Source organism: Streptomyces sp. NPDC005752, from assembly GCF_040630715.1.
Classification (GTDB): domain Bacteria; phylum Actinomycetota; class Actinomycetes; order Streptomycetales; family Streptomycetaceae; genus Streptomyces.
In genome coordinates this window covers 87,910-112,394 of record NZ_JBEXYB010000002.1, presented here as the reverse complement: position 1 = coordinate 112,394, position 24,485 = coordinate 87,910, and the positions used below count along the sequence as shown (strand labels likewise).

General features: G+C 72.1%; 23 protein-coding genes, 1 other RNA gene and 1 pseudogene. 12 read left to right on the top strand and 13 right to left on the bottom strand.

The features are described from left to right. Positions 1–573 precede the first annotated feature (573 nt). From ABZ441_RS02185 to ABZ441_RS02175, 3 genes are read left to right on the top strand one after another with little or no spacing between them, the layout of a single operon-like run. Entirely contained in the window at positions 574–1,410 is an 837-nt protein-coding gene (locus ABZ441_RS02185; protein ID WP_358967059.1) for a Nif3-like dinuclear metal center hexameric protein, read from the top strand. Continuing rightward, a complete protein-coding gene (locus ABZ441_RS02180) occupies positions 1,407–2,150 on the top strand; it encodes a C4-type zinc ribbon domain-containing protein (RefSeq protein ID WP_358967527.1) in 744 nt (247 codons plus the stop codon). The genes ABZ441_RS02185 and ABZ441_RS02180 overlap by 4 nt, the downstream gene beginning before the upstream one ends. Then, entirely contained in the window at positions 2,150–3,421 is a 1,272-nt protein-coding gene (locus ABZ441_RS02175; protein ID WP_358967056.1) for a bifunctional RNase H/acid phosphatase, read from the top strand. Before ABZ441_RS02180 ends, ABZ441_RS02175 begins: the two co-directional genes overlap by 1 nt. 34 nt (positions 3,422–3,455) lie before the next feature. Here ABZ441_RS02175 and eda read toward each other — a convergent pair whose 3' ends face one another. Then, positions 3,456–4,103 (bottom strand): bifunctional 4-hydroxy-2-oxoglutarate aldolase/2-dehydro-3-deoxy-phosphogluconate aldolase, encoded by a 648-nt coding sequence (gene eda / locus ABZ441_RS02170; protein WP_358967053.1) that lies wholly within the window; start codon positions 4,101–4,103, stop codon positions 3,456–3,458. Between the two features lie 61 nt (positions 4,104–4,164). After that, positions 4,165–4,965: a peroxide stress protein YaaA gene (gene yaaA / locus ABZ441_RS02165; RefSeq protein ID WP_358967050.1), complete on the bottom strand. Its 801-nt coding sequence runs from the start codon at positions 4,963–4,965 to the stop codon at positions 4,165–4,167. Positions 4,966–5,173: 208 nt separating this feature from the next. Between yaaA and ABZ441_RS02160 the strand changes: the two genes are divergently transcribed. Further along, on the top strand, positions 5,174–5,707 hold the full coding sequence (locus tag ABZ441_RS02160; protein ID WP_205019855.1) for a TetR-like C-terminal domain-containing protein: 534 nt from the start codon (positions 5,174–5,176) through the stop codon (positions 5,705–5,707). Between the two features lie 18 nt (positions 5,708–5,725). Further along, positions 5,726–6,125, top strand: an RNA gene (rnpB, locus tag ABZ441_RS02155) — RNase P RNA component class A. Between the two features lie 545 nt (positions 6,126–6,670). On the opposite strand, the gene ABZ441_RS02150 is transcribed toward rnpB, so the two are convergent. The 4 genes from ABZ441_RS02150 to ABZ441_RS02135 form a co-directional block, all read right to left on the bottom strand. Further along, entirely contained in the window at positions 6,671–7,453 is a 783-nt protein-coding gene (locus ABZ441_RS02150; protein ID WP_358967045.1) for a phosphodiesterase, read from the bottom strand. Positions 7,454–7,860: 407 nt separating this feature from the next. After that, positions 7,861–8,763 carry a glycosyltransferase gene (locus ABZ441_RS02145; protein ID WP_358967043.1) on the bottom strand — a complete coding sequence of 301 codons (903 nt, stop codon included), beginning with the start codon at positions 8,761–8,763 and terminating at the stop codon, positions 7,861–7,863. Between the two features lie 77 nt (positions 8,764–8,840). Beyond that, on the bottom strand, positions 8,841–9,422 hold the full coding sequence (locus ABZ441_RS02140) for a GNAT family N-acetyltransferase (RefSeq protein WP_358967041.1): 582 nt from the start codon (positions 9,420–9,422) through the stop codon (positions 8,841–8,843). Positions 9,423–9,466: 44 nt separating this feature from the next. Further along, positions 9,467–10,912, bottom strand: a complete 1,446-nt coding sequence (locus ABZ441_RS02135) for an MFS transporter (RefSeq protein ID WP_358967038.1) — start codon at positions 10,910–10,912, stop codon at positions 9,467–9,469. A 105-nt stretch (positions 10,913–11,017) separates the two neighbouring features. On the opposite strand from ABZ441_RS02135, the gene ABZ441_RS02130 reads away from it, so the two are divergent. Both ABZ441_RS02130 and ABZ441_RS02125 read left to right on the top strand, forming a co-directional pair. Continuing rightward, positions 11,018–11,629, top strand: coding sequence for a TetR/AcrR family transcriptional regulator (locus ABZ441_RS02130; RefSeq protein WP_358967035.1), 612 nt, complete (start codon positions 11,018–11,020; stop codon positions 11,627–11,629). Positions 11,630–11,748: 119 nt separating this feature from the next. Continuing rightward, positions 11,749–11,979, top strand: a pseudogene (locus tag ABZ441_RS02125) (hypothetical protein); the annotation flags it as partial. A 64-nt stretch (positions 11,980–12,043) separates the two neighbouring features. Here the strand turns inward: ABZ441_RS02125 and ABZ441_RS02120 are convergent. The 3 genes from ABZ441_RS02120 to ABZ441_RS02110 all read right to left on the bottom strand — a co-directional run bounded on the left by ABZ441_RS02120 (position 12,044) and on the right by ABZ441_RS02110 (position 14,566). After that, positions 12,044–12,898: a PhzF family phenazine biosynthesis isomerase gene (locus ABZ441_RS02120; RefSeq protein ID WP_358967033.1), complete on the bottom strand. Its 855-nt coding sequence runs from the start codon at positions 12,896–12,898 to the stop codon at positions 12,044–12,046. Positions 12,899–13,209: 311 nt separating this feature from the next. Continuing rightward, positions 13,210–13,674 (bottom strand): lamin tail domain-containing protein, encoded by a 465-nt coding sequence (locus ABZ441_RS02115; RefSeq protein WP_358967030.1) that lies wholly within the window; start codon positions 13,672–13,674, stop codon positions 13,210–13,212. Positions 13,675–13,810: 136 nt separating this feature from the next. Then, a complete protein-coding gene (locus ABZ441_RS02110; RefSeq protein ID WP_358967027.1) occupies positions 13,811–14,566 on the bottom strand; it encodes an SDR family oxidoreductase in 756 nt (251 codons plus the stop codon). Between the two features lie 142 nt (positions 14,567–14,708). Between ABZ441_RS02110 and ABZ441_RS02105 the strand changes: the two genes are divergently transcribed. Next, positions 14,709–16,376 carry an alkaline phosphatase D family protein gene (locus ABZ441_RS02105; protein WP_358967024.1) on the top strand — a complete coding sequence of 556 codons (1,668 nt, stop codon included), beginning with the start codon at positions 14,709–14,711 and terminating at the stop codon, positions 16,374–16,376. 17 nt (positions 16,377–16,393) lie between these two features. Here the strand turns inward: ABZ441_RS02105 and ABZ441_RS02100 are convergent, their stop codons facing one another. Continuing rightward, on the bottom strand, positions 16,394–17,401 hold the full coding sequence (locus tag ABZ441_RS02100) for a Gfo/Idh/MocA family oxidoreductase (RefSeq protein ID WP_358967021.1): 1,008 nt from the start codon (positions 17,399–17,401) through the stop codon (positions 16,394–16,396). An 85-nt stretch (positions 17,402–17,486) separates the two neighbouring features. On the opposite strand from ABZ441_RS02100, the gene ABZ441_RS02095 reads away from it, so the two are divergent. After that, entirely contained in the window at positions 17,487–18,914 is a 1,428-nt protein-coding gene (locus tag ABZ441_RS02095) for a Bcr/CflA family multidrug efflux MFS transporter (RefSeq protein WP_358967018.1), read from the top strand. 70 nt (positions 18,915–18,984) lie between these two features. Further along, complete coding sequence (locus tag ABZ441_RS02090) at positions 18,985–19,980, top strand: small ribosomal subunit Rsm22 family protein (protein WP_358967016.1); 996 nt, start codon at positions 18,985–18,987, stop codon at positions 19,978–19,980. A gap of 27 nt (positions 19,981–20,007) precedes the next feature. Here the strand turns inward: ABZ441_RS02090 and ddaH are convergent, their stop codons facing one another. Continuing rightward, positions 20,008–20,823 (bottom strand): dimethylargininase, encoded by an 816-nt coding sequence (gene ddaH / locus ABZ441_RS02085; RefSeq protein WP_358967013.1) that lies wholly within the window; start codon positions 20,821–20,823, stop codon positions 20,008–20,010. A gap of 185 nt (positions 20,824–21,008) precedes the next feature. Here ddaH and ABZ441_RS02080 point away from each other — a divergent pair, with 185 nt between their 5' ends. Next, positions 21,009–21,638: a TetR/AcrR family transcriptional regulator gene (locus ABZ441_RS02080; RefSeq protein ID WP_358967010.1), complete on the top strand. Its 630-nt coding sequence runs from the start codon at positions 21,009–21,011 to the stop codon at positions 21,636–21,638. 141 nt (positions 21,639–21,779) lie between these two features. After that, positions 21,780–22,523, top strand: coding sequence for a bifunctional DNA primase/polymerase (locus ABZ441_RS02075; protein WP_358967007.1), 744 nt, complete (start codon positions 21,780–21,782; stop codon positions 22,521–22,523). 78 nt (positions 22,524–22,601) lie between these two features. Here ABZ441_RS02075 and ABZ441_RS02070 read toward each other — a convergent pair whose 3' ends face one another. Both ABZ441_RS02070 and efeU read right to left on the bottom strand, forming a co-directional pair. Next, positions 22,602–23,609: a hypothetical protein gene (locus ABZ441_RS02070; RefSeq protein WP_358967005.1), complete on the bottom strand. Its 1,008-nt coding sequence runs from the start codon at positions 23,607–23,609 to the stop codon at positions 22,602–22,604. Continuing rightward, on the bottom strand, positions 23,521–24,456 hold the full coding sequence (gene efeU / locus ABZ441_RS02065) for an iron uptake transporter permease EfeU (RefSeq protein ID WP_358967002.1): 936 nt from the start codon (positions 24,454–24,456) through the stop codon (positions 23,521–23,523). The genes ABZ441_RS02070 and efeU overlap by 89 nt, the downstream gene beginning before the upstream one ends. Positions 24,457–24,485 lie beyond the last annotated feature (29 nt).

Genomic DNA, 24,485 nt, shown 5'->3' with positions numbered 1-24,485 from the left:
GGGCGACGGCTCGGAGACGACCTGTCCGCGGGGGGCGAGGGCCGCCCGGGCCGCACCGGGATCGTCCGGATCGGCCCGCACCCCCGCGTCGCGCTGTCCGCCGTCCCGGTCGGGTGCGCCCGCTCTGACCGGATCCGCGCCCTCGTCCGAAGCGCCCGCGGCGCGGGGTTTCACGGGCTCGGCCGGCCCGTCCGGTTCCGCCGGGCCGGGCGCGGGCTCGGCCGTCGCGGCAGCCCCTGCGGCTCCGGCGGTCTTGTTCTCGATGGCACAGGCAGTCATGGTCCGGTCACCTCCGGCAACAGAAGCTAGGTTTCGGACACCCTGCCGGACAACATGAGCCATGCCACTTCACACATAAGGATGCCGATGTCCTGATTCGCCTGCGGAGGCGGGAGCGACTGTGCTGCCGTCTCCGCTCACCCCGGGGTTTCGGCGCCGCCCACGGGAACGCGGCCCTCTGAGGGGCTCCGCGCCGCCCGCGCCACGTAACGATTCGTACCGGCCGCCGGTCCTGCTCCACGGGCCCGGGCGGTCAGGGGCGGCGGGGTACGGCGGCCAGGTAGCCTTTCCCCCGTGCCCCGTCTGTCTGAAGTCATCGCCGAACTCGACGCCCTCTGGCCCCCCGAGCGGGCCGAGGGATGGGACGCCGTCGGTACGGTCTGCGGCGATCCGGAAGCAGTGGTCGACCGGGTCCTCTTCGCCGTCGACCCCGTCCAGCAGATCGCCGACGAGGCACGCTCCCTCGGCGCCCAGCTGATCGTCACCCACCACCCCCTCTATCTGCGGGGTACGACGACGGTCGCGGCCTCCACCTTCAAGGGCCGGGTCGTGCACGGGCTGATCAAGCACGACATCGCCCTGCACGTCGCGCACACCAACGCCGACTCCGCCGACCCCGGAGTCTCCGACGCCCTCGCCGGCGCCCTGGACCTGCGGGTCACCGGCCCCCTCGTGCCCGATCCCACCGACTCCGCCGGCCGCCGCGGGCTCGGCCGGGTCTGCGAGCTCGACAGCCCTCTGACCCTCCGCGACTTCGCCGCCCGCGCCGCCGCCCGGCTGCCCGCCACCGCACAGGGCGTCCGGCTGGCCGGCGACCCGGACGCGGTCGTCCGCCGGGTCGCGGTCAGCGGCGGCTCCGGGGACAGCCTCTTCGACGCGGTACGCGCCGCCGGTGTGGACGCCTTCCTCACCGCGGACCTGCGTCACCACCCGGCCTCCGAGGCCGTGCAGCACTCGCCGCTCGGTCTCGTCGATGCCGCACACTGGGCCACCGAATGGCCCTGGTGCGAGCAGGCCGCCGCGCAGCTCGACGCACTTTCCGACCGCCACGGATGGGACCTGCGGGTCCACGTCTCGAAGCAGGTCACCGACCCCTGGACCACCCACCACTCTTCTGGAGCCCCCAACTGAACGCCGCGCCCGCCGACCAGATCCGACTCCTCGAAGTCCAGGCACTCGACGTACGCCTGTCGCAGCTCTCCCACAAGCGCACGTCGCTGCCCGAGCACGCCGAGCTCGACTCGCTCAACAGCGATCTCGCGCAGCTGCGCGACCTGCTGGTCGCCTCGCAGACCGAGGAGAGCGACACCACCCGCGAGCAGAGCAAGGCGGAGCAGGACGTCGACCAGGTGCGCCAGCGCGCCGTCCGCGACCAGCAGCGGCTCGACTCCGGCGCGGTCTCCTCCCCGAAGGACCTGGAGAGCCTGCAGCGCGAGATCACCTCGCTGGCCAAGCGCCAGGGTGATCTCGAGGACGTCGTCCTCGAGATCATGGAGCGGCGCGAGTCCGCCCAGGAGCGCGTCGCCGAACTGACCGAGCGCGTCGGCGCGGTGCAGGCCAAGGCCGATGACGCGACCGCCCGCCGGGACGCCGCCAGCCGGGAGCTCGACGCCGAGGCCGCCACCGTGGCCAAGGACCGGGAGGTCGTCGCGGGTGCTGTCCCCGCCGACCTGCTCAAGCTGTACGACAAGCTGCGCGCCCAGCAGGGCGGCGTCGGTGCGGCACGGCTCTACCAGCGACGCTGCGAGGGTTGCCGTCTGGAGCTGAACATCACCGAGGTCAACGACGTGAAGGCGGCGTCCCCCGACACCGTGCTGCGCTGCGAGAACTGCCACCGCATCCTGGTCCGCACCGCGGACTCCGGCCTGTAGTGTCCGTCCCCCGCAAGCTGGTCGTCGAGGCCGACGGCGGGTCCCGGGGCAACCCGGGGCCCGCCGGATACGGCGCGGTCGTCCTCGACGCGGCCGATGACGCGACGCTCGCCGAGGCGGCGGAGTACATCGGCGTCGCCACGAACAACGTCGCGGAGTACAGGGGCCTGATCGCCGGCCTGAAGGCGGTGAAGGAGCTGTTCCCGGACACGCCCGTACAGGTGCGTGTGCGGATGGACTCCAAGCTGGTGGTCGAGCAGATGTCGGGGCGCTGGAAGATCAAGCACCCCGACATGAAGCCGCTCGCCGCGGAGGCCGCGAGTCTGCTCCCCGCGTCCTGCGTCACGTACGAGTGGATTCCGCGCGAGCAGAACAAGCACGCCGACCGGCTCGCCAACGAGGCGATGGACGCGGGCAGGCGGGGTGAGCAGTGGACCCCGGAGACCTCGTCGGCCGACCTGGAGACGACGCGTCCCCCCGCCCTGGCGGAGCAACTGCCCCCGTCCGGGCCGCCCGGCGACGCAGCCGCGGGTGCGGCGAAGGTCCGCGCCGCGATGGCCGCCGCCCGCCCGGCGCGGGCAGTCCCGGACACCCAGGCGGACACCACGGCATCTCCGCAGGTGGGCTGGGGGAGCGCGCCCGACCTCGGTACGCCCGCGACCTTCGTCCTGCTCCGTCACGGCGAGACGGCCCTCACCCCCGAGAAGCGCTTCTCGGGGAGTGGCGGCAGCGACCCCGAGCTCTCGGAGACCGGCCGGCACCAGGCCGCCTGCGCGGCCGAGGCGTTCGCCGCCCGCGGCGCGGTCCAGGACATCGTGAGCTCCCCACTGCGCCGCTGCCGCCAGACGGCGGAGGCCGTCGCGCTCCGGCTGGGCCTGGAGGTCCGCATCGAGGACGGCCTGCGCGAGACGGACTTCGGCGCCTGGGAGGGGCTCACCTTCGCCGAGGTACGCGAACGCCACGGCCCGGACCTCACCACCTGGCTGGCGTCCCCCGACGCCGCCCCCACCGGCGGTGGCGAGAGCTTCGCCGAGGTGGCGGAGCGGGTCTCGGCGACGCGCGACCGGCTGATCGCCCGGTACGCGGGCCGCACGGTGCTGCTGGTCACGCACGTCACGCCGATCAAGACACTGGTCCGGCTCGCGCTGGGTGCCCCGCCGGAGTCCCTGTTCCGTATGGAGCTCTCGCCCGCCTCCGTCTCGACGGTGGCGTACTACGCGGACGGGAACCCCTCGCTGAGGCTCCTCAACGACACCTCGCACCTGAGGTAGCGCCGCCGGGGCGCCCGCCGCGCGCTCGTGGCGCTCAGCTGCGGCCCAGCGCCGACGCCTCGGCGGCCAGCCGCTCCACCCGCGCCCAGTCCTTCGCCGCCACGGCGTCACCGGGGACCATCCAACTGCCGCCCACACAGCCGACGTTCGAAAGCGCCAGATAGGACGGCGCCGACGCGAGCGAGATGCCGCCCGTCGGGCAGAACCGGGCCTGGGGAAGCGGCGAGGACAGCGCCTTCAGATAGGCGGTGCCGCCAGCGGCCTCGGCCGGGAAGAACTTCATCTCCGTGATTCCGCGCTCCAGCAGCGCTACCACTTCGGAGGTCGTCGAGACGCCCGGAAGGAACGGGACCCCCGACGCCTTCATCGCGTCCAGCAGTGTGTCCGTCCAGCCGGGGCTGACCAGGAAGCGGGCTCCGGCCGCGACGGTCTCGGTCACGTGCGCCGGGGAGATCACCGTGCCCGCGCCGACCACGGCGTCGGGTACCTCCGCGGCGATCGCCCGTATCGCGTCGAGTGCGGCGGCCGTCCGCAGCGTGACCTCGATCGCGGGAAGCCCACCTGCGACGAGCGCACGGGCCAGCGGCACCGCGTCGGCCGCGTCCTCCAGCACGACGACGGGGACGACGGGGGCGAGGTCCAGCACGGAGGTGGACACGGCGGCGGGCGCGGAGGAGGTCATGGAGTCATCCTGCCGCGCGGACCGCATAATGCGCAACGAGCGTTGCGCAGGACGCAACGGCTCAGTGGATCTCGGTGACCACCACGTCGAGCGCCCACGGCCGCCCGGCCCGCCCGGGAGCCTGCGCCTCCACCACGTGACCGAGGTCGCGCAGCACCTCCACCAGCTCCGCCGGCCCCTTCGGGCGTGCCCCGGCCAGCAGCAGATCGCGCACCATGCGGCCCTTGGTGGCCTTGTTGAAGTGGCTGACCACGGACCGCTTCTCGACCCCGTTCACCATCCGGGACTGGAGCACCCGCACACTCGCCGTGCGCTCCGCGACCTCACGCGAGGGCTTCCACGCCCCGGTGTACGCCGACGAGCGCAGATCCAGGACCAGCCCTTCCCCGGCCTCCTCGGGCATGACCGACGCCATCGGGGCGCGCCAGTGAGCGTTGAGCGCACCCAGACCCGGCAGCTTCACCCCCATCGAGCAGCGGTACGAGGGAATCCGGTCGCCCACCCGCACGGCGCCCCACAGCCCGGAGAAGACCAGCAGCGACTTCCCGGCCCGTCGCCTGGCCGCCGCGTCCAGGGTGGCCAGGTCCAGGGCGTCGTACAGCACGCCGGTGTAGATCTCCCCGGCGGGCCGGGTTCCGGCCGTGCGCAGCTCCGCGTTCTTCGCGATCTCGCCGCGCAGCCCCTCGCTCAGGCCGAGCACCCCGCGGGCCTTCTCCTCGTCCGCCACACACAGCTCGACCAGCTCGTCGAGGACCGCGGCCCGGGCGTCCGCGAGACCCGGCAGGGACAGTGACTCCGGCTTCAGCGGTGCCCCGCGCCCCGAGGCGGCCTTACCTTCGGAGGGCGGCAACAGCACGAGCACGGGCGTTCTCCTGATCTACGCGGAACAGGGCCCCGCGCACGAGGGAGCCCTCCGGCAAGGGTACGGGCCACCTTCCCCGGAGCCCTCCCGGAGCCCGGGACGACCCCTGCGGCGGCAAGGCTCCGGCGACCGGCTTGTCCGCATCTCGTACGATCACGTCCTCGGCTACGGACTGCGTACCGACTCCGTACCAGGGAAGGTCGTACGCGTGACTGACCTCGCCATCGCCCCCACGGCCGGCCGGCCCCGGCAGATCATCGCCGCCGCGCGCGCCCTGCTGGAGGCGGAGGGGCCCGAGGCGCTCACCATGCGCCGGCTGGCCGACCGGGTGGGCGTCAAGGCGCCGTCCCTGTACAAGCACTTCCCCGACAAGTCCTCCGTGGTGGCGGCACTGGCAGCCGAGATGCTCCGGGAGACCGCCGGGGTCCTGGAGGCCGCCGAGCGGGCGGCCCCGGGATCCTTCTCCGCACTCGCCACCGCGTACCGCACCTACGCCCTGGCCCATCCGCACCTCTACCTCCTCACCATGGGCCGCGCCCTCCCCGCCGTGGAAGCGGCGGACGCCGCAGCCGCCCCGCTGTTCCGTGCCGCCGGGGGCGACGAGGACCGGGCCCGGGCGGCCTGGGCCTTCGCCCACGGGATGGTCGTCCTGGAGCTCAACGGCCGCTTCCCCCCGGGCGCCGACCTCTCGGCGGCCTGGGAAGCGGGGATCGCGGCCTTCACCCCCGGCCCCGCCGGGTAGCATGGTCATCACGGCAGACGAGCCGGGCGGACGGCCGCGTGAGGATCCCCGGATCCTCCCGAGGAACGTCCGGGCTCCACAGGGCAGGGTGATGGCTAACGGCCACCCGGGGTGACCCGCGGGACAGTGCCACAGAAAACAGACCGCCGGGGACCTCGGTCCCCGGTAAGGGTGAAACGGTGGTGTAAGAGACCACCAGCGCCTGAGGCGACTCAGGCGGCTAGGTAAACCCCACCCGGAGCAAGGTCAAGAGGGAGCACCCCGGTGCTCCTGCGCGAACGTCCGAGGGCTGCCCGCCCGAGTTCGCGGGTAGACCGCACGAGACCGGCAGCAATGCCGGTCCTAGATGGATGGCCGTCTCCCCGGCCGCCGCGAGGCGACCGGGCGACAGAACCCGGCGTACAGCCCGACTCGTCTGCCGCCACCAGCGGTTTTGCCTCGGAAGGGCCTCCGACCTGCGTCGGAGGCCCTTACCGGTGCTCGAACGCCTGCGACCGGCGGGAGTGTGCCCACGCCATGACCGGATCAGGCCGGGCCGGGTTTCTCCTGAGTGGTGGACGGCATTGGCGTCGTCGCAGCGGAACTGCCGAAGTCGACGAATTTCCATGACGTGAGTCGTAGCGGAACCGGAGAATTCCGGCCCGTTCCGCATTCGGGTCGCGATCTCTCGTCACCTCGCCCTTCGGTATCCGTCGGTGTGCCGGTTGATGAACAGTCAAAGAGCGTTAGTCTCGGCGATTCCAGTGAAACGCATGACGTTACGGCACAGTTCTGAGCCCGTGGATGCCGACCGGAACCGGCTGTGCGCTCGAACGCGGATGCTTCCAAAGTCCGCCGGGGAGGGCCCCGGCCGGATGGATCGCGAGCGCTCCGCCGCCGCCGACGGGTCTCGGCGACCATCCCCTCGACGGTGATCGGCTTCGCTTCACGCCGGTCCGTCCGGCAGGTTCCGCCGGAGCGGTCCTAGAATCCCGCGATCGGTGCGGCGGCATGGCTGACCGGGACGGTGTGAGTGACCCACGAGGCGCCGACGAGGAGGTGGAGGAGGAAGGACGTCGGCTCCGGAAGGTAGTGGGGAACGTCCTCACGCAGGGCCAGGCCGCTCTGGAGGTGGGTGCTGGGAGCAACGGCGAGTGTGCTGCCCGCGTAAGCGGCGATGACGGGGCGGTGTACGTGGCCTGCCAGGACACGGGCCACGCCGGAGTGACGGGAGACCACCTCGGCCAGCGCGTCTCCGTCCTCGAGACGCATGTCGTCCAGGAAGGGAATGCCGACCGGCATCGGCGGATGGTGCAGGCACACGATCGCGGGCACACCGGGCCTGCGGCCGAGAAGCCCGTCGAGCCAGGCCAGTTGGGAGGACCCGAGACGGCCGCAGGCGGAGCCGGGTACGGTCGAGTCCAGGACGACCACGGTGAATGCCGGATGGTCCACGGCATAGTGCGCCTGGCGCGCACCGCCCATGAAGTCCGTGCCGCCGAACGCGTCCAGCAGCGACGCGGGGTCGTCGTGGTTGCCGGCCGCCAGATACACCGGAAGCGGGAAGCGGCCGATCACCTCACGCAGCGCTTCGTATTCGTCCGGACGCCCCCGGTCGACCAGGTCGCCGGTGACGACGACGCAGTCCGGCTGCGGGGCGAGCGCGAGGACCCGGCCGAGCGCACGGCTCAGACCTGCTGCCGGTGCGCCGGCGAGCACGCCGGTCGTCATGTGCGGATCGCTGAGATGTGCGACGGAAAGGGTCATGACCGCACGTCTCCCCCGCCACGGGTGCCGGGCAACCGATCACGCCGACGGCGAAACGCCTGACCGGGCGGTTCCGGTGGACATCAGCGCCATGAGTGGTCGTGCCCAGCCCTCCCGAACACGGGGCGGTGCCGTCGCAGGGCGGGCGCATATCGCGCAGAACGCCACCTTTCGCGATTTCATCGGCCATCCTGGCCTCAGTGCAGGACCTGCGGCGCCCACAACGGCTGTGACTTCCGCTGAACCGAGGGGACGACTGTCATGACCTCAGACCCACGGGCCTCGGCACAAGGGGAGAAGCTGATCTGGCGCCTCCGGACCCGATGAGCTCCGCTGCGGCAGGGTGAGTTGACCTGTAATGGCCCCATCTCCGGCGCGCGGCGCAGACCGAGCACTCCGCGGCACGGTCAGATGACCGGCGGGCGGCCCAGCCGAGTCATCCGCCACACCGTGCGCCAGCGCATCGGTTTGCGCTCCCCGCACTCCGTGCGCACCCCCTCGGAGAAGCCGGCCGCCCACGCGCGCAGGCCGGAGGCCGAGCGGGTGCGGGCGAGGGTGAGCAGGATCCAGGTGCCGAGGTAGGCGGGAATCAGGGGGAGGGGCAGGTTGCGGCGCGCCAGCCAGACGCGGTTACGGGCCGTCATGCGGTAGTAGACCGCGTGACGGGCCGGGGACGTCTTGGGGTGCTGGAGCAGCAGGCCGGGCTCGTAGAGGATCGTCCAGCCCGCGTCGAGTGCCCGCCAGGACAGGTCCGTCTCCTCGTGCGTGAAGAAGAACTCGGCGGGCCAGGGGCCGGTTTCGGCGAGCATCCGCATGGAAAGCGCGTGACCGCCACCGAGGAACGCGGTGACCGGGCCGGGGCGCATCGGGTCCTGGGCGCGGAGACGCGGGACGTGTCGGCGCTGGGTCTCCCCGTGTTCGTCGGCGATGCGGAAGCCGACGATGCCGAGGTGCGGGTCGGCGGCGTACAGCTCCCGGACCCGGCGGAACACGTCCTTGTCCACGAGGAGTCCGTCGTCGTCCAGTTCGATCACCACGTCCACGTCGCCGAATCCCGCGAGCGCGTCCAGGGCCTCGTTGCGGCCGCCGGGGCAGCCGAGGTTCACGTCGAGTTCGAGCATGGTCACACCGCCGGAGAGGTCCGCCAGGCCGGGGAAGGCGCCGTAGTCGGGGAGCGGCGACCCGTTGCCCACGACGATCACGCGGGCGGGCCGTACGTCCTGCATGGCCACCGACGCCAGCAGAGCCTCGACCTGCTGCGGCCGGTCTCCCATGGTCACGATGGATACGCCGATGCGTGGTTCGGACAAGGGTCGGCTCCTGCGGGTTCCGGTGGCTGCGGGCACCGCGGTACCACCGCGGTGCCCGCGATCGTAACGTCTCGTGTTCAGCTGTTCGTCGGGCCCCGGCCATCCTGCTGACGGTCCGCGTTCAACTGTGCGTAGATCAGCATGTCCCGGCGCCGGCCCCCGATCTCCCGCCAGCCGCGCAGCAGGCCCTCGCGCCGGTAGCCGGCACGCTCGGCCGTCCGTGCCGAGGCGGTGTTCCAGGGCTCGACGAGGACCTGGAGGCGGGGAATGCGCAGGTCGTGCAGGGCCCAGCGGGTGACCGTGCGCAGTGCCGCTGTCGCGACGCCCTGGCCGCGGTCCGGGCCCGCCATCCAGTAGTCGAGCGTCGCCCTGCCCTCGGCCGCATCCGTGAGCCGCAGCCCGATGGAGCCGACCGGCCGCCGGTCCCGGGTGCGCGCGATGGCGAACTGATACCCGGTCCCGGCGGCCGCCCGGCCCCACTGACGTCTGACGTAGGCCTCGGCCGCCCCGTCGGAGTAAGGAGAGGGGATCGTGGTGATCAGCGGGATGTAGTCGTCCTCCGCCGCCTCGCGGACGAGGGGCAGGTCGCTCATCTCCCAGGGGCGCAGGACGAAATCGGCTCCGGCGGTCAGGCTCGGGACGGTCAGCGGTTGTGCCATGACGGTCATCCTGCCGCGCCGTCGCCCCGTGCCCCGGACCCGACTCACCCGGCGGACGTCCGGCCGCCGGACCGGCCGAGGAACGCCCCGGCGAGCAGGGCTCCGGCCAGCACGAGGGCCGAGTTGACGAGGACCGCCGCGGAGATCCCGGACAGCACCGCGCCGGGCCCGGTGTCCGTGCCCGTCCGGGCCGTGACGATCGCGCTCATGACCGGGATGCCCAGGGTGATGCCGACCTGCTGCGTCATCGTGGCCAGGCCGGTGGCCATCCCCTGCTCCTCGTCGGGGAGCCCGGAGGTGGCCGTGACCATGAAGCCGACGATCATCAGCATGTTGCCCACGCCCCCGACGAAGGTCGCGGCCAGCAGGAGCCTAATCCAGTCGCCGGATGTGCCGAGGGCGACGAGGGAGAGGGTGGCGGCGGCCTGGACGACGCCGCCCACGACGATGGTGCGCCGGTTGCCGAACCTGCCGACCGCCCGCCCGCCGAGCATGCCGCCGATCACGGTGCCGACGCCGAGTACGCCGAAGGCGAGTCCGGTGGCGAGCGGGGAGTAGCCGAGCACCTCCTGGAGGTAGAGCGTCAGCAGGAAGACCAGGGAGGTCTCCGTGACGAAGGCGATCAGCCCGGTGGCGTTGCCCCAGATGACGCTGCGCCGTCCGAGAACGCGAACGGGGACCAGGGGCGCCGCCGCCCGCTTCTCGATGAACCAGAACCCCACGAGGAGCGCGGCGCCGACGAGCAGCGAGACGAGCGTGGTGGGTGTGCTCCAGCCGGACTCGCCCGCCTGCGTCAAGCCGTGGACGAGCAGCAGCAGGCCACCGGTGACGGCGGCGGCGCCCGGCAGGTCGAGCTTCGGCCGCTCGGCGGGCCGCGAGTCGGTGATCACGGACGGGGCGAGCGCGACGACGAGCACGGCGACGGGGACGTTGACGAAGAAGGCCCAGCGCCAGGAGAGCAGATCGGTCAGCAGCCCGCCGAGGATCGCCCCCGCCGTGAAACCCGCGGACATCAGGGCGCCGTTGAGACCGAGGGCGCGCTCGCGCAGCGGCCCCTCCTTGAACGCCGTGGTGAGCAGCGCGAGTCCGGCCGGGGTGACGGCCGCGGTGGCCAGGCCCTGGAGGACGCGCGCGGTGAGCAGGACCTCGGGGGAGCTGGCCAGCCCGCCGAGCGCGGAGGAGAGGCCGAGGAGGACCATGCCGCCGGTGAACAGGCGCTTGCGGCCGACGAGATCGGCGACGCGGCCGAACAGCAGGGTGAAACCGGCGGCGGCGAGGGCGAAGGAGGTCGCGATCCACTGGAGATGGGCGAGGGAGAATCCGAGACCCTCGCCGACGGCGGGCAGGGCGACGTTGAGGATCGAGAAGTCGACGGCGATCATGAACTGCGCGCCGAGGAGGAGGACGAGGACGAGCTTCTGCCGGCCGGTCATGCGCGGGGCCGGAACCTGGTGGGGCGCGGCGCTCGTTGCCGTGCTGGTCGTGGACATGGGTGCCCTTTCCTGGAGGCCCAAGAGCCTTAACGGATCCGTGGTTCCGATAAGGTGGAGTCACCGTAACAGGGGATGACCGACTAATGGAACTGGAGACCCGTTATGGATGCAGGGGATGGTGAGCCCGGCACGGTCCGGCCCGGTGGGCGTACGGCCCGGGTGCGGGAGTCCGTGTTGCGTGCGGCCGGCGACGCGCTGGTCGAGCAGGGCTTCGACCGGCTCGACCTCGCCGATGTCGCCCGCCGTGCCGAAGTCGGCAAGACGACGGTCTACCGGCGCTGGTCCACCACGGCGGGACTGGTCGCGGACCTGCTGACGGACATGGCCGAACAGTCCGTGCCGCGTACGGACACGGGGTCGCTGGACGAGGACCTCCGGGCGAACGCGCGGCTGGTGCTGCGGACGCTGACCGACGCGCGCCAGGGTCCCCTCTTCGCCGCCGTCGTCGCGGCGGCGACGTGCGACGCCCGGACGGCCGAGGCCCTGCACCGCTTCTACGCGGTGCGGGTCGAGGAGTGGGCCGGCTGTGTCGAGGCGGCTGTCGGACGCGGTGAGCTGCCCGCGGGCACCGATGCCCGAGAGGTGGTCAGGGCTGTGTCGGCGCCCCTGTACTACCGGCTGCTGGCCAGTGGCGACCCCCTCGACGAGGCGGTCGCCGACCGCGCGGCCGAGGCGGCGGCGGTGGCGGCGAGGGCGGGCGTGTACGTGAGCTGACGCGGACCCGCGGGGGAGAGCGGACGCTTGACTTCCTCTGCACTCCGGCTCGTGGCTTCTGCGCCACGCGGACGAAGACGGACCGGCGGCGGAGAGCGCCCGTGAGCGGCGGGACCGGCATGGGGGCGCTCGGCCTCGGGCGCGGGGCGATCGGCGGTGCGTGGCCGGCGCCCGACGGCAGCCCGCTCGGCTGGGGCAAGGCGGACGACGGCGAGTCGGTGGCCGTCGATCTCCACCAGCGGCATCTCGGCGACGTCCCGCTCGGCGAGGCGGCGGAACTCCGTTACGTGTGCGAGGAGTTCGTGGCCGAGGGGCTGATCAGGGCCTACGGACGGAGCGCCGAGGACCCGGTGGCCCCGAAGGGGCCGAAGCCGACGTGGTGCTGAAGAGGACGCGTCCGCCGGCCCCGCCCCGTCAGCCGATGCGGGTCCCCGTCCCGCTCACCCTGATCCGCGCGTCACCCGGCCTCAGTTCGACGGTGAGGGTGCCGGGACGGCCCATGTCGGCGCCCTGGTGCAGGGTGAGGACCGCGTCGTCCGGGACGAGGCCCGACTCGCGTGCGTACGCGCCGAACGCGGCCGCCGCCGCGCCCGTCGCCGGGTCCTCGACGACGCCACCGACCGGGAACGGGTCGCGGACGTGGAAGACGGTGCCGGACTCCCGCCACACCAACTGCACGGTCGTCAGGTCGAGTCGCCGCATGAGGGCTTCCAGGCGGGCGAAGTCGTACGACAGGTCCGCCAGCCGCTCCCGGCTCGCGGCGGCCAGTACCAGGTGGCGGGCGCCCGCGTACGCGATACGGGGCGGCAGTGCGGGGTCCAGTCCGGCGGCCGGCCAGTCCAGGGCGGCCAGTGCCTCCGCCACGTCCTCGGGTGCGGCGTCGGTGGTGTGCGGCTCGACGCTGGTCAGGGTGGCGCGGAGCTCGTCGCCCTCGCGGACGACGGTGACCGGGACCGTACCGGCGGGGGTGGAGAACACCAGATCGCCCGGACCGTCCCGCTCGGCGAGTGCGAGGGCGGCGGCAACCGTGGCGTGGCCGCAGAAGGGCACTTCGGCCTTCGGGCTGAAGTAGCGGACGGTGTGGCCGCCGTGCCCGTCCGGCTCGGTGAGGAACGCCGACTCGCTGTAGCCCAGGTCCGCGGCGACGGCGAGCATCGCCTTGTCGTCGAGCCCGGAGGCGTCCAGGACGACCCCGGCCGGGTTGCCCCCGGCGGGGTCCGCGGAGAACGCGGTGTAGCGGAGGATCTCGGTGCCCGGCTGTGTGCTCATGCCGCGGGTCAACCACGGTACGGGGGTGCGCATTCCCGGCGCGCCTGAAGGCTGTGGGCACCAGCGGCGCACCGCCTTCACCGATCGGCGCCGTGAGCAGTGCTCCGTCGGCGACGACCCGCGGCTTCCACCGCCGGTTCCGGGCGCCGGCCTCCGGGGCCTTCCGCTCCGGGGCCTTCCGAGGACTTCCGGCGCATTCCATGGTCTCCGGGGCGTCGCCGCTCCGCGCCCGGGTGGTCCGGGGTCCTGAAACCCCGGACCACCCCTGGCCGCTCCCGCGGCCCCCCGGCCGCGGCGGCCCATTCGGATGGTCAGTGGCAGACCTTCACGCCGGTGCCCTTCCCCCAGGAGCAGGAGTCCAGGAGGGTGCCGCTCGGCTTGATCAGACGGGCCTTGTCGCCGGTGTTGTTCCAGACGTACGAACCGCGGTTCCAGTACACGTGGGCCCCGGTGTTCCTGCCCTTGCCGGTGTGGACCCGGACCGTCTTCCCGGCGGCGACGGTGAAGCCGGGGAAGGTGTAGGTGTAGCCGGTGTTGTCCTTCAGCTTGTAGCCCTTCAGCTGCAGCTTGGACTTGCCGTTGTTGTGGATGTCGACGTACTCGGCGTTCAGGGACGTGTTCGTCCGGGTGTCCTTGCCGGGGCTGTCGTACTGGATCTTGCCGAGGTGCAGCCCGCCCTGATGGGAGGCCGCCGAGGCCGGGGCCGTGGCGAGGAGCGAGCCGGCCAGTGCGGTGGCGGCGGCCAGAGCGAGGGGTGCGGCGGTGCGTATGCGCATTCGGCGTGTTCCTTCTGTGTGCAACTGGTGAAGGTCAGTAGCATACGGTCAGCACGCGCTCTCCCGGGCTCGGTGACGGAAATATGCAAACTCCGTCATTCGGAGGTGAGTTCCGGGCGAGTGCGGAGCCGGGCGGTCAGCCCCGGCCGACATACGGCATCGCTGTGGCCATCACCGTCGCGAACTGGACATTGGCCTCCAGGGGCAGTTCCGCCATGTGCAGGACCGTCCGGGCCACGTCGTCCGCCGCCATGACCGGCTCGGCGGCCGTCTCGCCGTTCGCCTGGAGGATCCCCGTACTCATCCGCTCCGTCATGTCGGTCGCGGCGTTGCCGACGTCGATCTGCCCGCAGGCGATCCGGTACGGCCGCCCGTCCAGCGACAGGGACTTCGTCAGGCCGGTCACCGCGTGCTTCGTCGCCGTGTAGGCGATGGAGTGCGGACGCGGCGCGTGAGCGGAGACGGAGCCGTTGTTGATGATCCTGCCGCCCTGTGGGTCTTGCTCCCTCATCAGGCGGTAGGCCGCCTGCGCGCACAGGAACGTGCCGGTCAGATTGACGTCCACCACCGTCCGCCAGTCCTCGTACGCGATGTCCTCGACCGGAACCGAGCGCGGCCCGAACGTCCCCGCGTTGTTGAAGAGCAGGTCCAGCCTGCCGAAGCGGCTCTGCACGGCGGTGAACAGCGCGGCCACCCCGTCCGGATCGCTCACGTCGGTGGGCAGGCACACCGTGGCGCCCGGGCCCGCCGAGGCGGCCGTCTCCTCCAGGGCGGCGGCCCGGCGCCCGGCCAGTGCCACCGTCCAGCCGGCACTCGTGAGGGTGAGGGCCACCGCCCTGCCGATTCCCGATCCCGCACCCGTGACGACCGCGATCCTCTGCTCAGCGTTCATGGCCCGGCAGCGTACGGGAGGTTTCGCGGCGGCCGGCACCCGGTGCTCATCGCGCCGCCATACGGATGTTGTGTACGTGCCAACGGGAAGTCGTCGTCCCGCACTCCAATGCCTCTGACAGCATCCGGCAGGGGAGGGGCACATGACACCCGCACAGATCAGCAGGACGCCCGGACAGGGCGGCCATTCCGCCGAACTGCGCAGTGCCGCGCGGAGCCTCGGCTCCGGGGTGGGCCGCCGCCGCTTCCTCACCGTCACCGGCGCCGCCGCCGCGCTGGCCTTCGCCGTCAACCTGCCAGGCGCGGGCACGGCGGCCGCAGCCGAGCTCGACGCCCGGAAGATCACGGAGGACCCCTTCACCCTGGGGGTGGCCTCCGGAGACCCGCTGCCGGATTCCGTGCTGCTGTGGACGAGACTCGCGCCCCGCCCGTACGAGGCCGACGGCGGGCTGCCCGCCGAGCGGGTCGAGGTCCGCTGGGAGATCGCCCGCGACGACCGCTTCCGGCGTGTCGTCCGGCGCGGATCCACCACCGCCCACCCGGAGTTCGGACACAGCGTCCGGGTCGACGTGGACGGCCTCGACTCCGACCGGAACTTCTACTACCACTTCCGCGCCGGAAGCTGGACCAGTCCCACCGGCCGCACCCGCACCGCACCCGCCCGCGGCGCCCGCAACAGTTCCCTGACCCTGGCCGCCGTCTCCTGCCAGGCTTACCACGACGGCTACTTCACGGCCTACCGGCACCTCGCCGACGAGGACGTCGACGTGGTCTTCCACCTCGGCGACTACCTCTACGAATACGCCGTCACCGCCACCGGCGGCGCCCGCGGCTACACCGACCGCGTCCTGCCGGACCACTTCGCCCGGGAGACGCTCACGCTCGAGGACTACCGCATGCGGTACGGCCTCTACAAGTCCGACCCCGACCTGCGCGCCGCGCACGCCGCGCACCCCTTCGTCGTCACCTGGGACGACCACGAGACCGAGAACAACTACGCGGGCGACACCCCGGAGAACAGCGTCCCCCCGGAGGAGTTCCTGCTCCGCAGGGCCGCCGCCTACCGCGCCTACTGGGAGAACCAGCCGCTGCGCACGCCGCAGCGCCCCACCGGCCCCGACATGCGGCTCTACCGCCGGCTGCGCTTCGGCCGGCTCGCCCGGTTCGACATCCTCGACACCCGCCAGTACCGCAGCAACCAGGCGTACGGCGACGGCTGGAAGGTCCCCGGACCGGAGTCCGAGGACCCCTCGCGCACCATGACGGGCGCCGCCCAGGAGCGCTGGCTGCTCGACGGCTGGAAGACCTCGGACGCGCGGTGGAACGTCGTACCGCAGCAGGTCACCTTCGCCCAGCGGCGCGACGTCCCGACCGACGCCTACAAGCTGTCCATGGACTCGTGGGACGGCTACCCCGCGTCCCGGCAGCGGATCATGGACGGCGCGGAGGCCGCCGGCATCGAGAACCTCATGGTCCTGACCGGGGACGTGCACGTCGGCTACGGCTTCGACCTGAAGAAGGACTTCGACGACCCGGCGTCCCGCACCGTCGGCACGGAGATCGTGGCCACCTCGATCGCCAGCGGCAAGGACGGCTCCGACAAGCCCGCCAACTGGAACAACCTGACCCAGGCCAACCCGCACATGAAGTTCTACAACGGCCGCCGCGGCTACGCGCTCGTCACCCTCGGGACGGAGCGGGCGCGTGCCGACTTCCGCACGGTGCCGGCGGTCACCACACCCGGTGCGCCCATCAGCACGGCCGCCTCCTTCGTGACCGAGGCCGGGAACCCGGGGCTCACCCCCGCGTGACCCGGCCCCGCACGGGGTCAGGCCCGGTCGTCCGCCGGGTAGCGGACGCCGACACGGTCACGCACCGTGTCGAGCGTCCGCATCACGGCGAGCGAACCCTCCAGCGGCACCAGCGGCGACTCCTTCTCGCCCGCCAGCAGCGCGCGCGTCACCTCGGCCGCCTCGTACTGCATGCCCGAAAGCCCCTGCGGGCCAGGGCCCGTGACGATCTTCTCGGGCTCGTGGCCCTGCCGGTGCAGGACGAAGTGCTCCGGGTGGAAGAAGCCCTGCGGGAAGTCGATCCGCCCGGCCGTGCCGGTGACCGACGCGACGGTCGGCAGGTCCCCGACGATCGAACAGGTCAGCAGCGCCGTGGCCCCGGAGTCCCACCCCAGCAGCATCCCGGTGTTCAGGTCGACGCCCTCCGGGGACAGCAAGGCGTCCGCCTGCACCCGGTCCGGCTCGCCCAGCAGCAACTGCGCGAACGACACCGGGTAGACCCCGAGGTCCAGCAGCGCGCCGCCGCCCAGCTCGGGATCACGCAGCCGGTGCTCGGCCCCGAACGTGCCCGCGAAGCCGAAGTCGGCCTGCACCGTGCGGATCTCGCCGATGGCGCCGTCCCGCACCAGCTCGGTCATCCGGCGTATCAGCGGGTTGCAGTACGTCCACATGGCCTCCATCAGGAACAGGCCGCGCTCCCGGGCCAGATCCACCAGCTCCCGCGCCTCACGCTCGTTGAGCGTGAACGCCTTCTCGCACAGCACGTGCTTGCCGGCCCGCAGAGCGAGCCCGGCCGCCTCCCGGTGCGCGGAGTGCGGGGTGGCGACGTAGACGACGTCGACGGAGTCGTCGGCGACGAGCTCCGCCCAACTCCCGTACGCCCGCTGGATACCGAACCGCTCGGCGAACGCCCTCGCGGAGGCCTCGGTGCGGGACGCGACCGCCACGACCTCGGCCCCGGAGTCCTTCATCGCCAGCAGGTCCCCCGTGAAGGTCGCGGCTATGCCGCCCGTCGCCAGTACACCCCAACGCACAGTCCCACTCATGCCCGCCCGCTCCCACGCAAAAAGGTATCGACCACTACGACTGACCTGAGAGCATAGATGTGGATTCAACGAAGCGGAGACGAGGATGCCGGACAGCGGCGCGAGCCGGGCCCAGCAAGAGCACGAGCACATACCGACGAGCAACGAGTGCGCCACACGCGGCGCCCCGGCCACCGCCACCCCCACCGCGGTGGGTACGGCCGGACTCACGGCCACGAACACCGCGGCGGGCATCCCCGCCGCCTCCATCACCACCACGCCGGGTATCCCGGCCACCTCCACGACGACCGCCCGGCGCGTCGGACTGCTGGTCACCCTGGTGCTGGGCGGGCTCACCGCACTGCCGCCCCTCTCCATGGACATGTACCTCCCGGCGCTCCCGGAGGTCACCGACGCCCTGCACGCCCCGGCCGCGACGGTCCAGCTCACCCTGACGGCCTGCCTCACCGGAATGGCGCTCGGCCAGCTCGTCGTGGGCCCCATGAGCGACCGCTGGGGCCGGCGCACCCCGCTGCTCCTCGGCATGGTCGTCTACGTGATCGCCACCGCGATCTGCGCCGTCGCCCCCACCGCGGAACTCCTCATCGGCTTCCGCCTCCTGCAGGGCCTGGCGGGAGCCGCGGGCATCGTGATCTCCCGTGCCGTCGTACGTGACCTCTACGACGGCGACGAGATGGCGCGGTTCTTCTCCACCCTGATGCTGATCTCGGGCGTCGCGCCCGTCGTCGCGCCCGTGATCGGCGGTCAGGTGCTGCAGTTCACCGACTGGCGTGGCATCTTCGTCGTCCTCACCTTCATCGGGGTGCTGCTCACCCTCGTCGTCAGGAAGTGGCTCCACGAGACACTCCCCACGGAACAGCGGCACACAGGCGGTGTGGGCGACGCGCTGCGCACCATGCGAGGACTGCTCGCCGACCGGGTGTTCACCGGGTACATGATCGCGGGCAGCCTCGCTTTCGCCGCGCTCTTCGCCTACGTGAGCGCGTCCCCGTTCGTCGTCCAGGAGATCTACGGTGCCTCGCCGCAGACCTTCAGCCTGCTCTTCGGGATCAACTCCATCGGGCTGATCGCTGTCGGCCAGATCAACGGCAAGCTGCTCGTCGGAAGGGTCAGCCTGGACAAGGCGCTCGGCGTCGGCCTCGCCGTCATCTGCGCCGCGGCGATCGCGCTGCTGCTGATGACCTCCGGGGTCTTCGGCGAGGTCGGCCTGCTGCCGGTGGCCGTCGGGCTGTTCGTGCTCATGTCCGCGATGGGCCTGGCGATGCCCAACACCAACACCCAGGCCCTGATGCGCACGAGGCACGCGGCCGGCTCCGCCTCGGCGCTGCTGGGGACGACCCAGTTCCTGATCGGTGCCATCGCCTCGCCGCTGGTCGGGATCGCCGGTGAACAGACCGCCGTCCCGATGGCCGTGGTGCAGGTGGTCTGCGCACTGTCCGCGGCGGCGTGCTTCCTGCTGCTGTGCCGGCCGTGGCGGAACACGCCCTCCGTGCGGGAGCCGCTCACGAAGTGAGCGACCGGTGTGACCGGACCGGGGAGCACCGGGCTTCGGGGGGAGGGGCCCCTGCGCCTACAATGCGGCGGTGAACGACTCCCTCCCCACCGGGGAAACCCTGCGTGCGGCGCTGGCCGCCCTGCTCGACGGGCTGCCCCCGACACAGGCCGCGCAGGCCGTCGACCGGCTGATCGCCAGCTACCGCGGGACCACCCCCACCGACGCGCCCATCCTGCGGGACCGCTCCGACGTCGCCGCCTACGCGGCGTACCGGATGCCCGCGACGTTCGAGGCCGTACGGTCCTGCCTCGCCGCACTCCGCGAGGCCGCGCCCGACTGGGTGCCCGCCACCCACACCGACATCGGGGGCGGCACGGGCGCGGCGAGCTGGGCGGTCGCGGGGGCCTGGGACGGGCCGCGCACCACGGTCCTGGACTGGTCCGAACCGGCCCTCGCGCTCGGCCGTGAACTGGCAGCGGCCTCCGGCATCCCCGCGCTGCGGGCCGCCACCTGGGAACGGGCGAGGATCGGCACCTCACCGGCTCCGGCACCGACGGACCTGGTGACCGTCTCCTACGTCCTCAAGGAGCTCACCGCCGGGAACCGGGCCACGGTCGTGGACGCCGCGGCGTCGGCCGCCCAGGCCGTCGTGATCGTGGAGCCCGGCACCCCCGACGGCTACGACCGCGTCATCGAGGCCCGCGACCGGCTGATCGCCGCGGGGCTGAGCGTCGCGGCACCCTGCCCGCACGACGAGGCGTGCCCCATCGAACGGGGCACGGACTGGTGCCACTTCTCGGCACGGGTGAGCCGCTCGTCGCTGCACCGCCAGGTCAAGGGCGGTTCGCTCAGCCACGAGGACGAGAAGTTCAGCTACGTCGTGGCGACCCGGTTCGCCACGGATCCGGTCACCGCCCGGGTCACCCGCAGACCGCAGATCCGCAAGGGCCAGGTGATGCTGGAGCTCTGCACCCGGGACGAGGGCCTGGAGCGCGCCACGGTCACCAAGCGGCACGGGGCGCTCTACCGTGCCGCCCGGGACACCGCGTGGGGCGACGCCTGGCCGCCGCCCGAGGACGAATAGGCCCTCTCTCCTCTCCGCCCGGCCGGATCAGGCCCGCAGCTCCTGGGTGCAGCACTTCACGCTGCCGCCGCCCTTGAGCAGTTCACCCAGATCCATCGGGACCGGCTCGAAGCCCCGGTCCCGCAGCGGGTCGAGGAGCCCCACGGCGGCCTGGGGGAGCAGCACATGACGTCCGTCGCTGACGGCGTTGAGGCCCAGCAGGGCGGCGTCCGCCTCCTCGGCCAGCAGCGCGTCGGGGAAGAGCCGGGCCAGCACGGACCGGCTGCCCGGTGAGAAGGCCCCGGGGTAGTACATGATCTCGTCGGCCGTGTCGTCGAGGACGCAGAGTGCCGTGTCCAGGTGGTAGTAGCGCGGGTCCACCAGATCGAGGCCGATCACCGGGAGCCCGAAGAACTCCTGCGCCTCGTCGTGGGAGAGCGGACTGGACCGGAAGCCCCGCCCCGCCAGCAGATACGACGCGGTCACGGCGAAGTCGCCCTCGCCCTCGTTGACATGGGCCGGCTCGTGGATCTCGGTGAAACCGTTGGCCCGGAACCACTCCCGGTGCGCCTCGGCCTCGGCGAACCGCTCCCGGTAGGCGAACAGGGCGCCGAGCACCCGGCCGTCGATCACGGTGGCGCCGTTGGCGGCGAACACCATGTCGGGCAGGTCGGAACGGGGGGTGAGGAGCTCCACGGTGTGACCGAGAGCCCGGTAACGGTCGCGCAGATCCTCCCACTGGGTGATGGCCAGGGGCAGGTCCACGGGCTTGGACGGGTCCATCCACGGGTTGATGGAGTACGTGACCTCGAAGTGGGCCGGGGCACACATCAGGTAGCGACGAGGGGTGGCGTCACGGGTCAATGCAGGCTCCTCACGAACGGCGGCCGTGGCCGCGGAACGGTGGGATGCGCACGGGGTGTGTGCGTGCCTTCATGGTGCGCCCGCGCCGGGCCGTTGCACAGTGATCCGTTCGGGTGGTTCGCGGGCGACGGCTGTTGACCGGGCAAGACGATACGTATCGGCCCGCAGGCCCCTAGGCTGGCCCGATGTCATCCCACAAGGCACCCGACTCCAGCCGTCGCAGTGACCGCTCCCGCCGCGCGATCCACGACGCGGCGCTCGCACTCGTCGGCGAAGTGGGCTACGCGCGGACGACGATCGAGGGCATCGCCGCCCGGGCCGGGGTCGGCAAGCAGACGATCTACCGCTGGTGGCCGTCGAAGGCGGCCGTGCTCATGGAGGCGTTCCTCGCCATGGGGGCCCGGCAGGCCGCGGACGCGGACGCGGCGGGAGGAGGGGGCGAGCACGGGATCCCGGACACCGGCGACCTGGCGGCCGACCTCAAGGCGGTACTGCGGGCCACGGTCGACGAACTGAACGACCCCGCGACCGAGGCACCCACCCGGGCCCTGACCGCCGAGGCCGTCATCGATCCGGCGCTCGGGGCCCAATTCGTCGAAAATCTTCTCGAACCACAGCTCCAGTTGTATGTCACACGCCTGCGCTCGGCCCAGGAGGCCGGCGAGGTGCGCGCGGACGTCGATCCGCGTGTCGCGCTGGAGCTCCTGATCGCCCCGCTCGCCCACCGCTGGCTGCTGAGAACGCTTCCGCTGACCCACGCGTACGCGGACGCCGTCGTCGACCACACCCTGCGGGGGCTCTCGGTCAGGCCATGAGCCCGTCCCTGATTTCGTGACATTCCGTACGGGTCCGGCGACCTCTGCGCGACGGCCCGGGCACCCCGCTTGGGCACTCTGGCCACCCGAGGAGCAGGATGGTGCGACGATGGATGAGTAACCGCTGAGGTGAGGGGATAGATGGGCGCCGATTCCGGCCGCTATCGCGGCACAGAGGGCAGGATTTCCCAGTGGCTGCGCAGGCGGCCGAAACCGCAGCCGGAGGCCGACGACGCGGCGCGGCTGGCGCTGCTCCTGGCCGTCGCCGAGGCAGGAATGCCCATCTCGCCCGCGGCGCACCCGTCGGGTTACCGATGTTCGTGTGACCGCATCGGCTGTCCCACGCCCGCTCGGCACCCCGTCTCGTTCGCGTGGCAGACGCAGTCCACGACGGACAGCGCGCAGATCGAACGCTGGGCGGCCGGTCAGCCGCTGGCCAACTTCATCACCGCGACGGGCATGATCCACGACGTCCTCGACGTCCCCCTCACCGCTGGACTCTCGGCCCTGGAGCGGCTCACCGCGGCGGGCATCGACGTCGGCCCCGTGGCCCAGTCCGGCACCGACCGGATGCTCTTCTTCACCGCCACCCGCGGCACCCCCGACGACGAGGACGAGTGGTGGCCGTGCGAGCTGGACTGCCACCCCGAGACCATGGACGAGCACCCGGGCTTCCGCTGGCACTGCCGCGGCAGCTACGTCCTCGTGCCGCCCGCACGGCTCCCCGGTGAACTGGACGTGCACTGGATCCGCGGACCGGAGCACCCGCTGCCCGACCCGCTGACCCTGCTGGAGACGCTCACCGACGCCTGCGCGCGGTACGCGGACACGGCCGACGAGAGCGACCTCGACCACGACGCGGTGGCCTGGCCGCTCAGCCGCTGAGAGGTGTCGCGGTCCGCCCGCCGGCCGGCGGGCCTGCGGTGAGCAGGGCCCCGTGCAGGGCCCTGCTGTCCGAAGCGGTCAGGACCCCTGCGCCGCGACCAGGCCGGGGAGACGGTTCAGCACGCGCACCCGTCCGTCCGCGGCCCCGGCGTCTCCCGCGCCCTTCTTGGGCACGTAGGCCAGCTGGCTGGACACCCGCTCCTTGGTGAGGGTGCTCTTCACCTCGCCGGTCAGCAACGCCCGCACGTCCGCGGTGACCGTCGGCCGCAGTCCCTCGGCCGCCGTCTGCCGCTCGAAGTGCTTGCTGCTGAAGAAGACCAGCGCCCCGCCGTCCTCCGTCGTCAGGCCGAGCGGTGCGAACGTTCCGGAATCCAGCGCCTGGTCGACGTACTGGTAGGAGAAGCCCGTCCTGCGGGTGTTCTTCCGCGCCTCCCGCCAGCCCGAGGTCACCGCCCCCGGGGCGAACACATCCGGGGAGCCCTCACCGAGGTAGTCGGTGTACGTGGTGCTCAGATCCGCCGGCGGGGTGGTCAGCGCGGCGTCCGTGTCCGCGGAGGGCACCGGTTGTGCCCAGCCGTCGGCGTCCTTGCGGAACTTCGGGATCTCGGACGGAGGGGCCACCGCCAGGTACGCGACCTTCCACGGCGCGTCCGGCCCGGTACGGACGAAGGCCAGCAGCCAGCGGGTGTCCAGCTTGCCGCCGTCCTGGTCGCGGTTGGAGTCGGTGTCCGCGACGAACCAGCGGGGCCACCCCGCCTTCCTGGGGATGGTGTACGAGGCGTCGGTCAGCTCCAGCGGCTTGTGCTGCGCGTTGCCCTCCGGGCTGTTCTTCTGCCGCGCGGCCAGACCCGCCTGGTTGATCGCGCCGAGCGAGCCGGTCACCACGTCCTCGTCGAGCGCCGGATCGTACGCCTTGTCCGCCTTGTTGTACGCGACCGTGAAGTCCTCCAGGGCCTTCGCGGCCTCGGACCTCGTCGCCCCCGGAACTACCTCCAGCTCACCGTGTACCGTCACGCAGCCGCTCGCCGTCACGACCAGTACCGTCGCCGTCGCGAGCCCCGCCGTCAGTCGACCCAGCCTTCTCATCCGTTGCCTTCTGCGCCTTCTGATCCGTCGTCCGCACTGACCGCCTGAACCCTACCGGGGCGAGGAACAGCGCGAGCGTGGGGATGAGATACAGCGCCCACACCGTGACCTGGAGAACGGTCGGATCCGCCTGGAAGTTGAAGACCCCCTTGAGCAGGGTGCCGTACCAGCTGTCCGGCGGAATCGTGGTCGTGATGTCGAACGCCTTGTCCCGCAGGCCACCGAGGAAGCGGGCCTCCTGCAGGTCGTGCACGCCGTAGGCCAGCACCCCCGCCGCCACCACCACGAGCATGCCGCCCGTCCACGTGAAGAACTTCGACAGGTTGATCTTCAGGGCGCCCCGGTAGAACAGCCAACTCAGCACGACCGCGGTCGCGATGCCCGACAGCACCCCGATCAGCGGCGACGAGGAGCCCTCACCGCTCGCCCGCACCGACGCCCACACGAACAGCGCGGTCTCCAGGCCCTCGCGGCCGACCGCCAGGAAGGCGGTCGCCACCAGGGCGCCGGTGCCCATCGCGAGCGCCGAGTCCAGCTTCCCGTGCAGCTCCTTCTTCAGGTGCCGCGCGGTACGCCGCATCCAGAACACCATCCAGGTCACGAGCCCGACGGCGATGATCGACAGGGAACCGCCGAGCATCTCCTGCGCCTCGAACGTCAGCTCCTGCGAACCGAATTCGAGCGCGGCGCCGAAGGCCAGCGAGATGGTGCAGGCGATGGCGATGCCGGTCCACACCGGGCGCAGCGCGTCACGGCGGCCGGTCTTGACCAGATAGGCGATGAGGATGCAGACGACGAGGCCGGCCTCGAGCCCCTCGCGCAGGCCGATCAGATAGTTGCCGAACATGCCGGTCCTTCCAAGGTGCGGGTCATGAG

Bases quoted from the DNA above. Each gene is read 5' to 3' on its own strand.
- ABZ441_RS02070 (WP_358967005.1), bottom strand. From the start codon at position 23,609: ATGAGAAGGCTGGGTCGACTGACGGCGGGGCTCGCGACGGCGACGGTA.
- ABZ441_RS02130 (WP_358967035.1), top strand. From the start codon at position 11,018: ATGGATGCAGGGGATGGTGAGCCCGGCACGGTCCGGCCCGGTGGGCGT.
- ABZ441_RS02075 (WP_358967007.1), top strand. From the start codon at position 21,780: ATGGGCGCCGATTCCGGCCGCTATCGCGGCACAGAGGGCAGGATTTCC.
- efeU (WP_358967002.1), bottom strand. From the start codon at position 24,456: ATGTTCGGCAACTATCTGATCGGCCTGCGCGAGGGGCTCGAGGCCGGC.
- ABZ441_RS02135 (WP_358967038.1), bottom strand. From the start codon at position 10,912: ATGTCCACGACCAGCACGGCAACGAGCGCCGCGCCCCACCAGGTTCCG.
- eda (WP_358967053.1), bottom strand. From the start codon at position 4,103: ATGACCTCCTCCGCGCCCGCCGCCGTGTCCACCTCCGTGCTGGACCTC.
- ABZ441_RS02080 (WP_358967010.1), top strand. From the start codon at position 21,009: ATGTCATCCCACAAGGCACCCGACTCCAGCCGTCGCAGTGACCGCTCC.
- ABZ441_RS02100 (WP_358967021.1), bottom strand. From the start codon at position 17,401: ATGAGTGGGACTGTGCGTTGGGGTGTACTGGCGACGGGCGGCATAGCC.
- ABZ441_RS02140 (WP_358967041.1), bottom strand. From the start codon at position 9,422: ATGGCACAACCGCTGACCGTCCCGAGCCTGACCGCCGGAGCCGATTTC.
- ABZ441_RS02110 (WP_358967027.1), bottom strand. From the start codon at position 14,566: ATGAACGCTGAGCAGAGGATCGCGGTCGTCACGGGTGCGGGATCGGGA.
- ABZ441_RS02120 (WP_358967033.1), bottom strand. From the start codon at position 12,898: ATGAGCACACAGCCGGGCACCGAGATCCTCCGCTACACCGCGTTCTCC.
- ABZ441_RS02105 (WP_358967024.1), top strand. From the start codon at position 14,709: ATGACACCCGCACAGATCAGCAGGACGCCCGGACAGGGCGGCCATTCC.
- ABZ441_RS02095 (WP_358967018.1), top strand. From the start codon at position 17,487: ATGCCGGACAGCGGCGCGAGCCGGGCCCAGCAAGAGCACGAGCACATA.
- ABZ441_RS02115 (WP_358967030.1), bottom strand. From the start codon at position 13,674: ATGCGCATACGCACCGCCGCACCCCTCGCTCTGGCCGCCGCCACCGCA.
- ABZ441_RS02150 (WP_358967045.1), bottom strand. From the start codon at position 7,453: ATGACCCTTTCCGTCGCACATCTCAGCGATCCGCACATGACGACCGGC.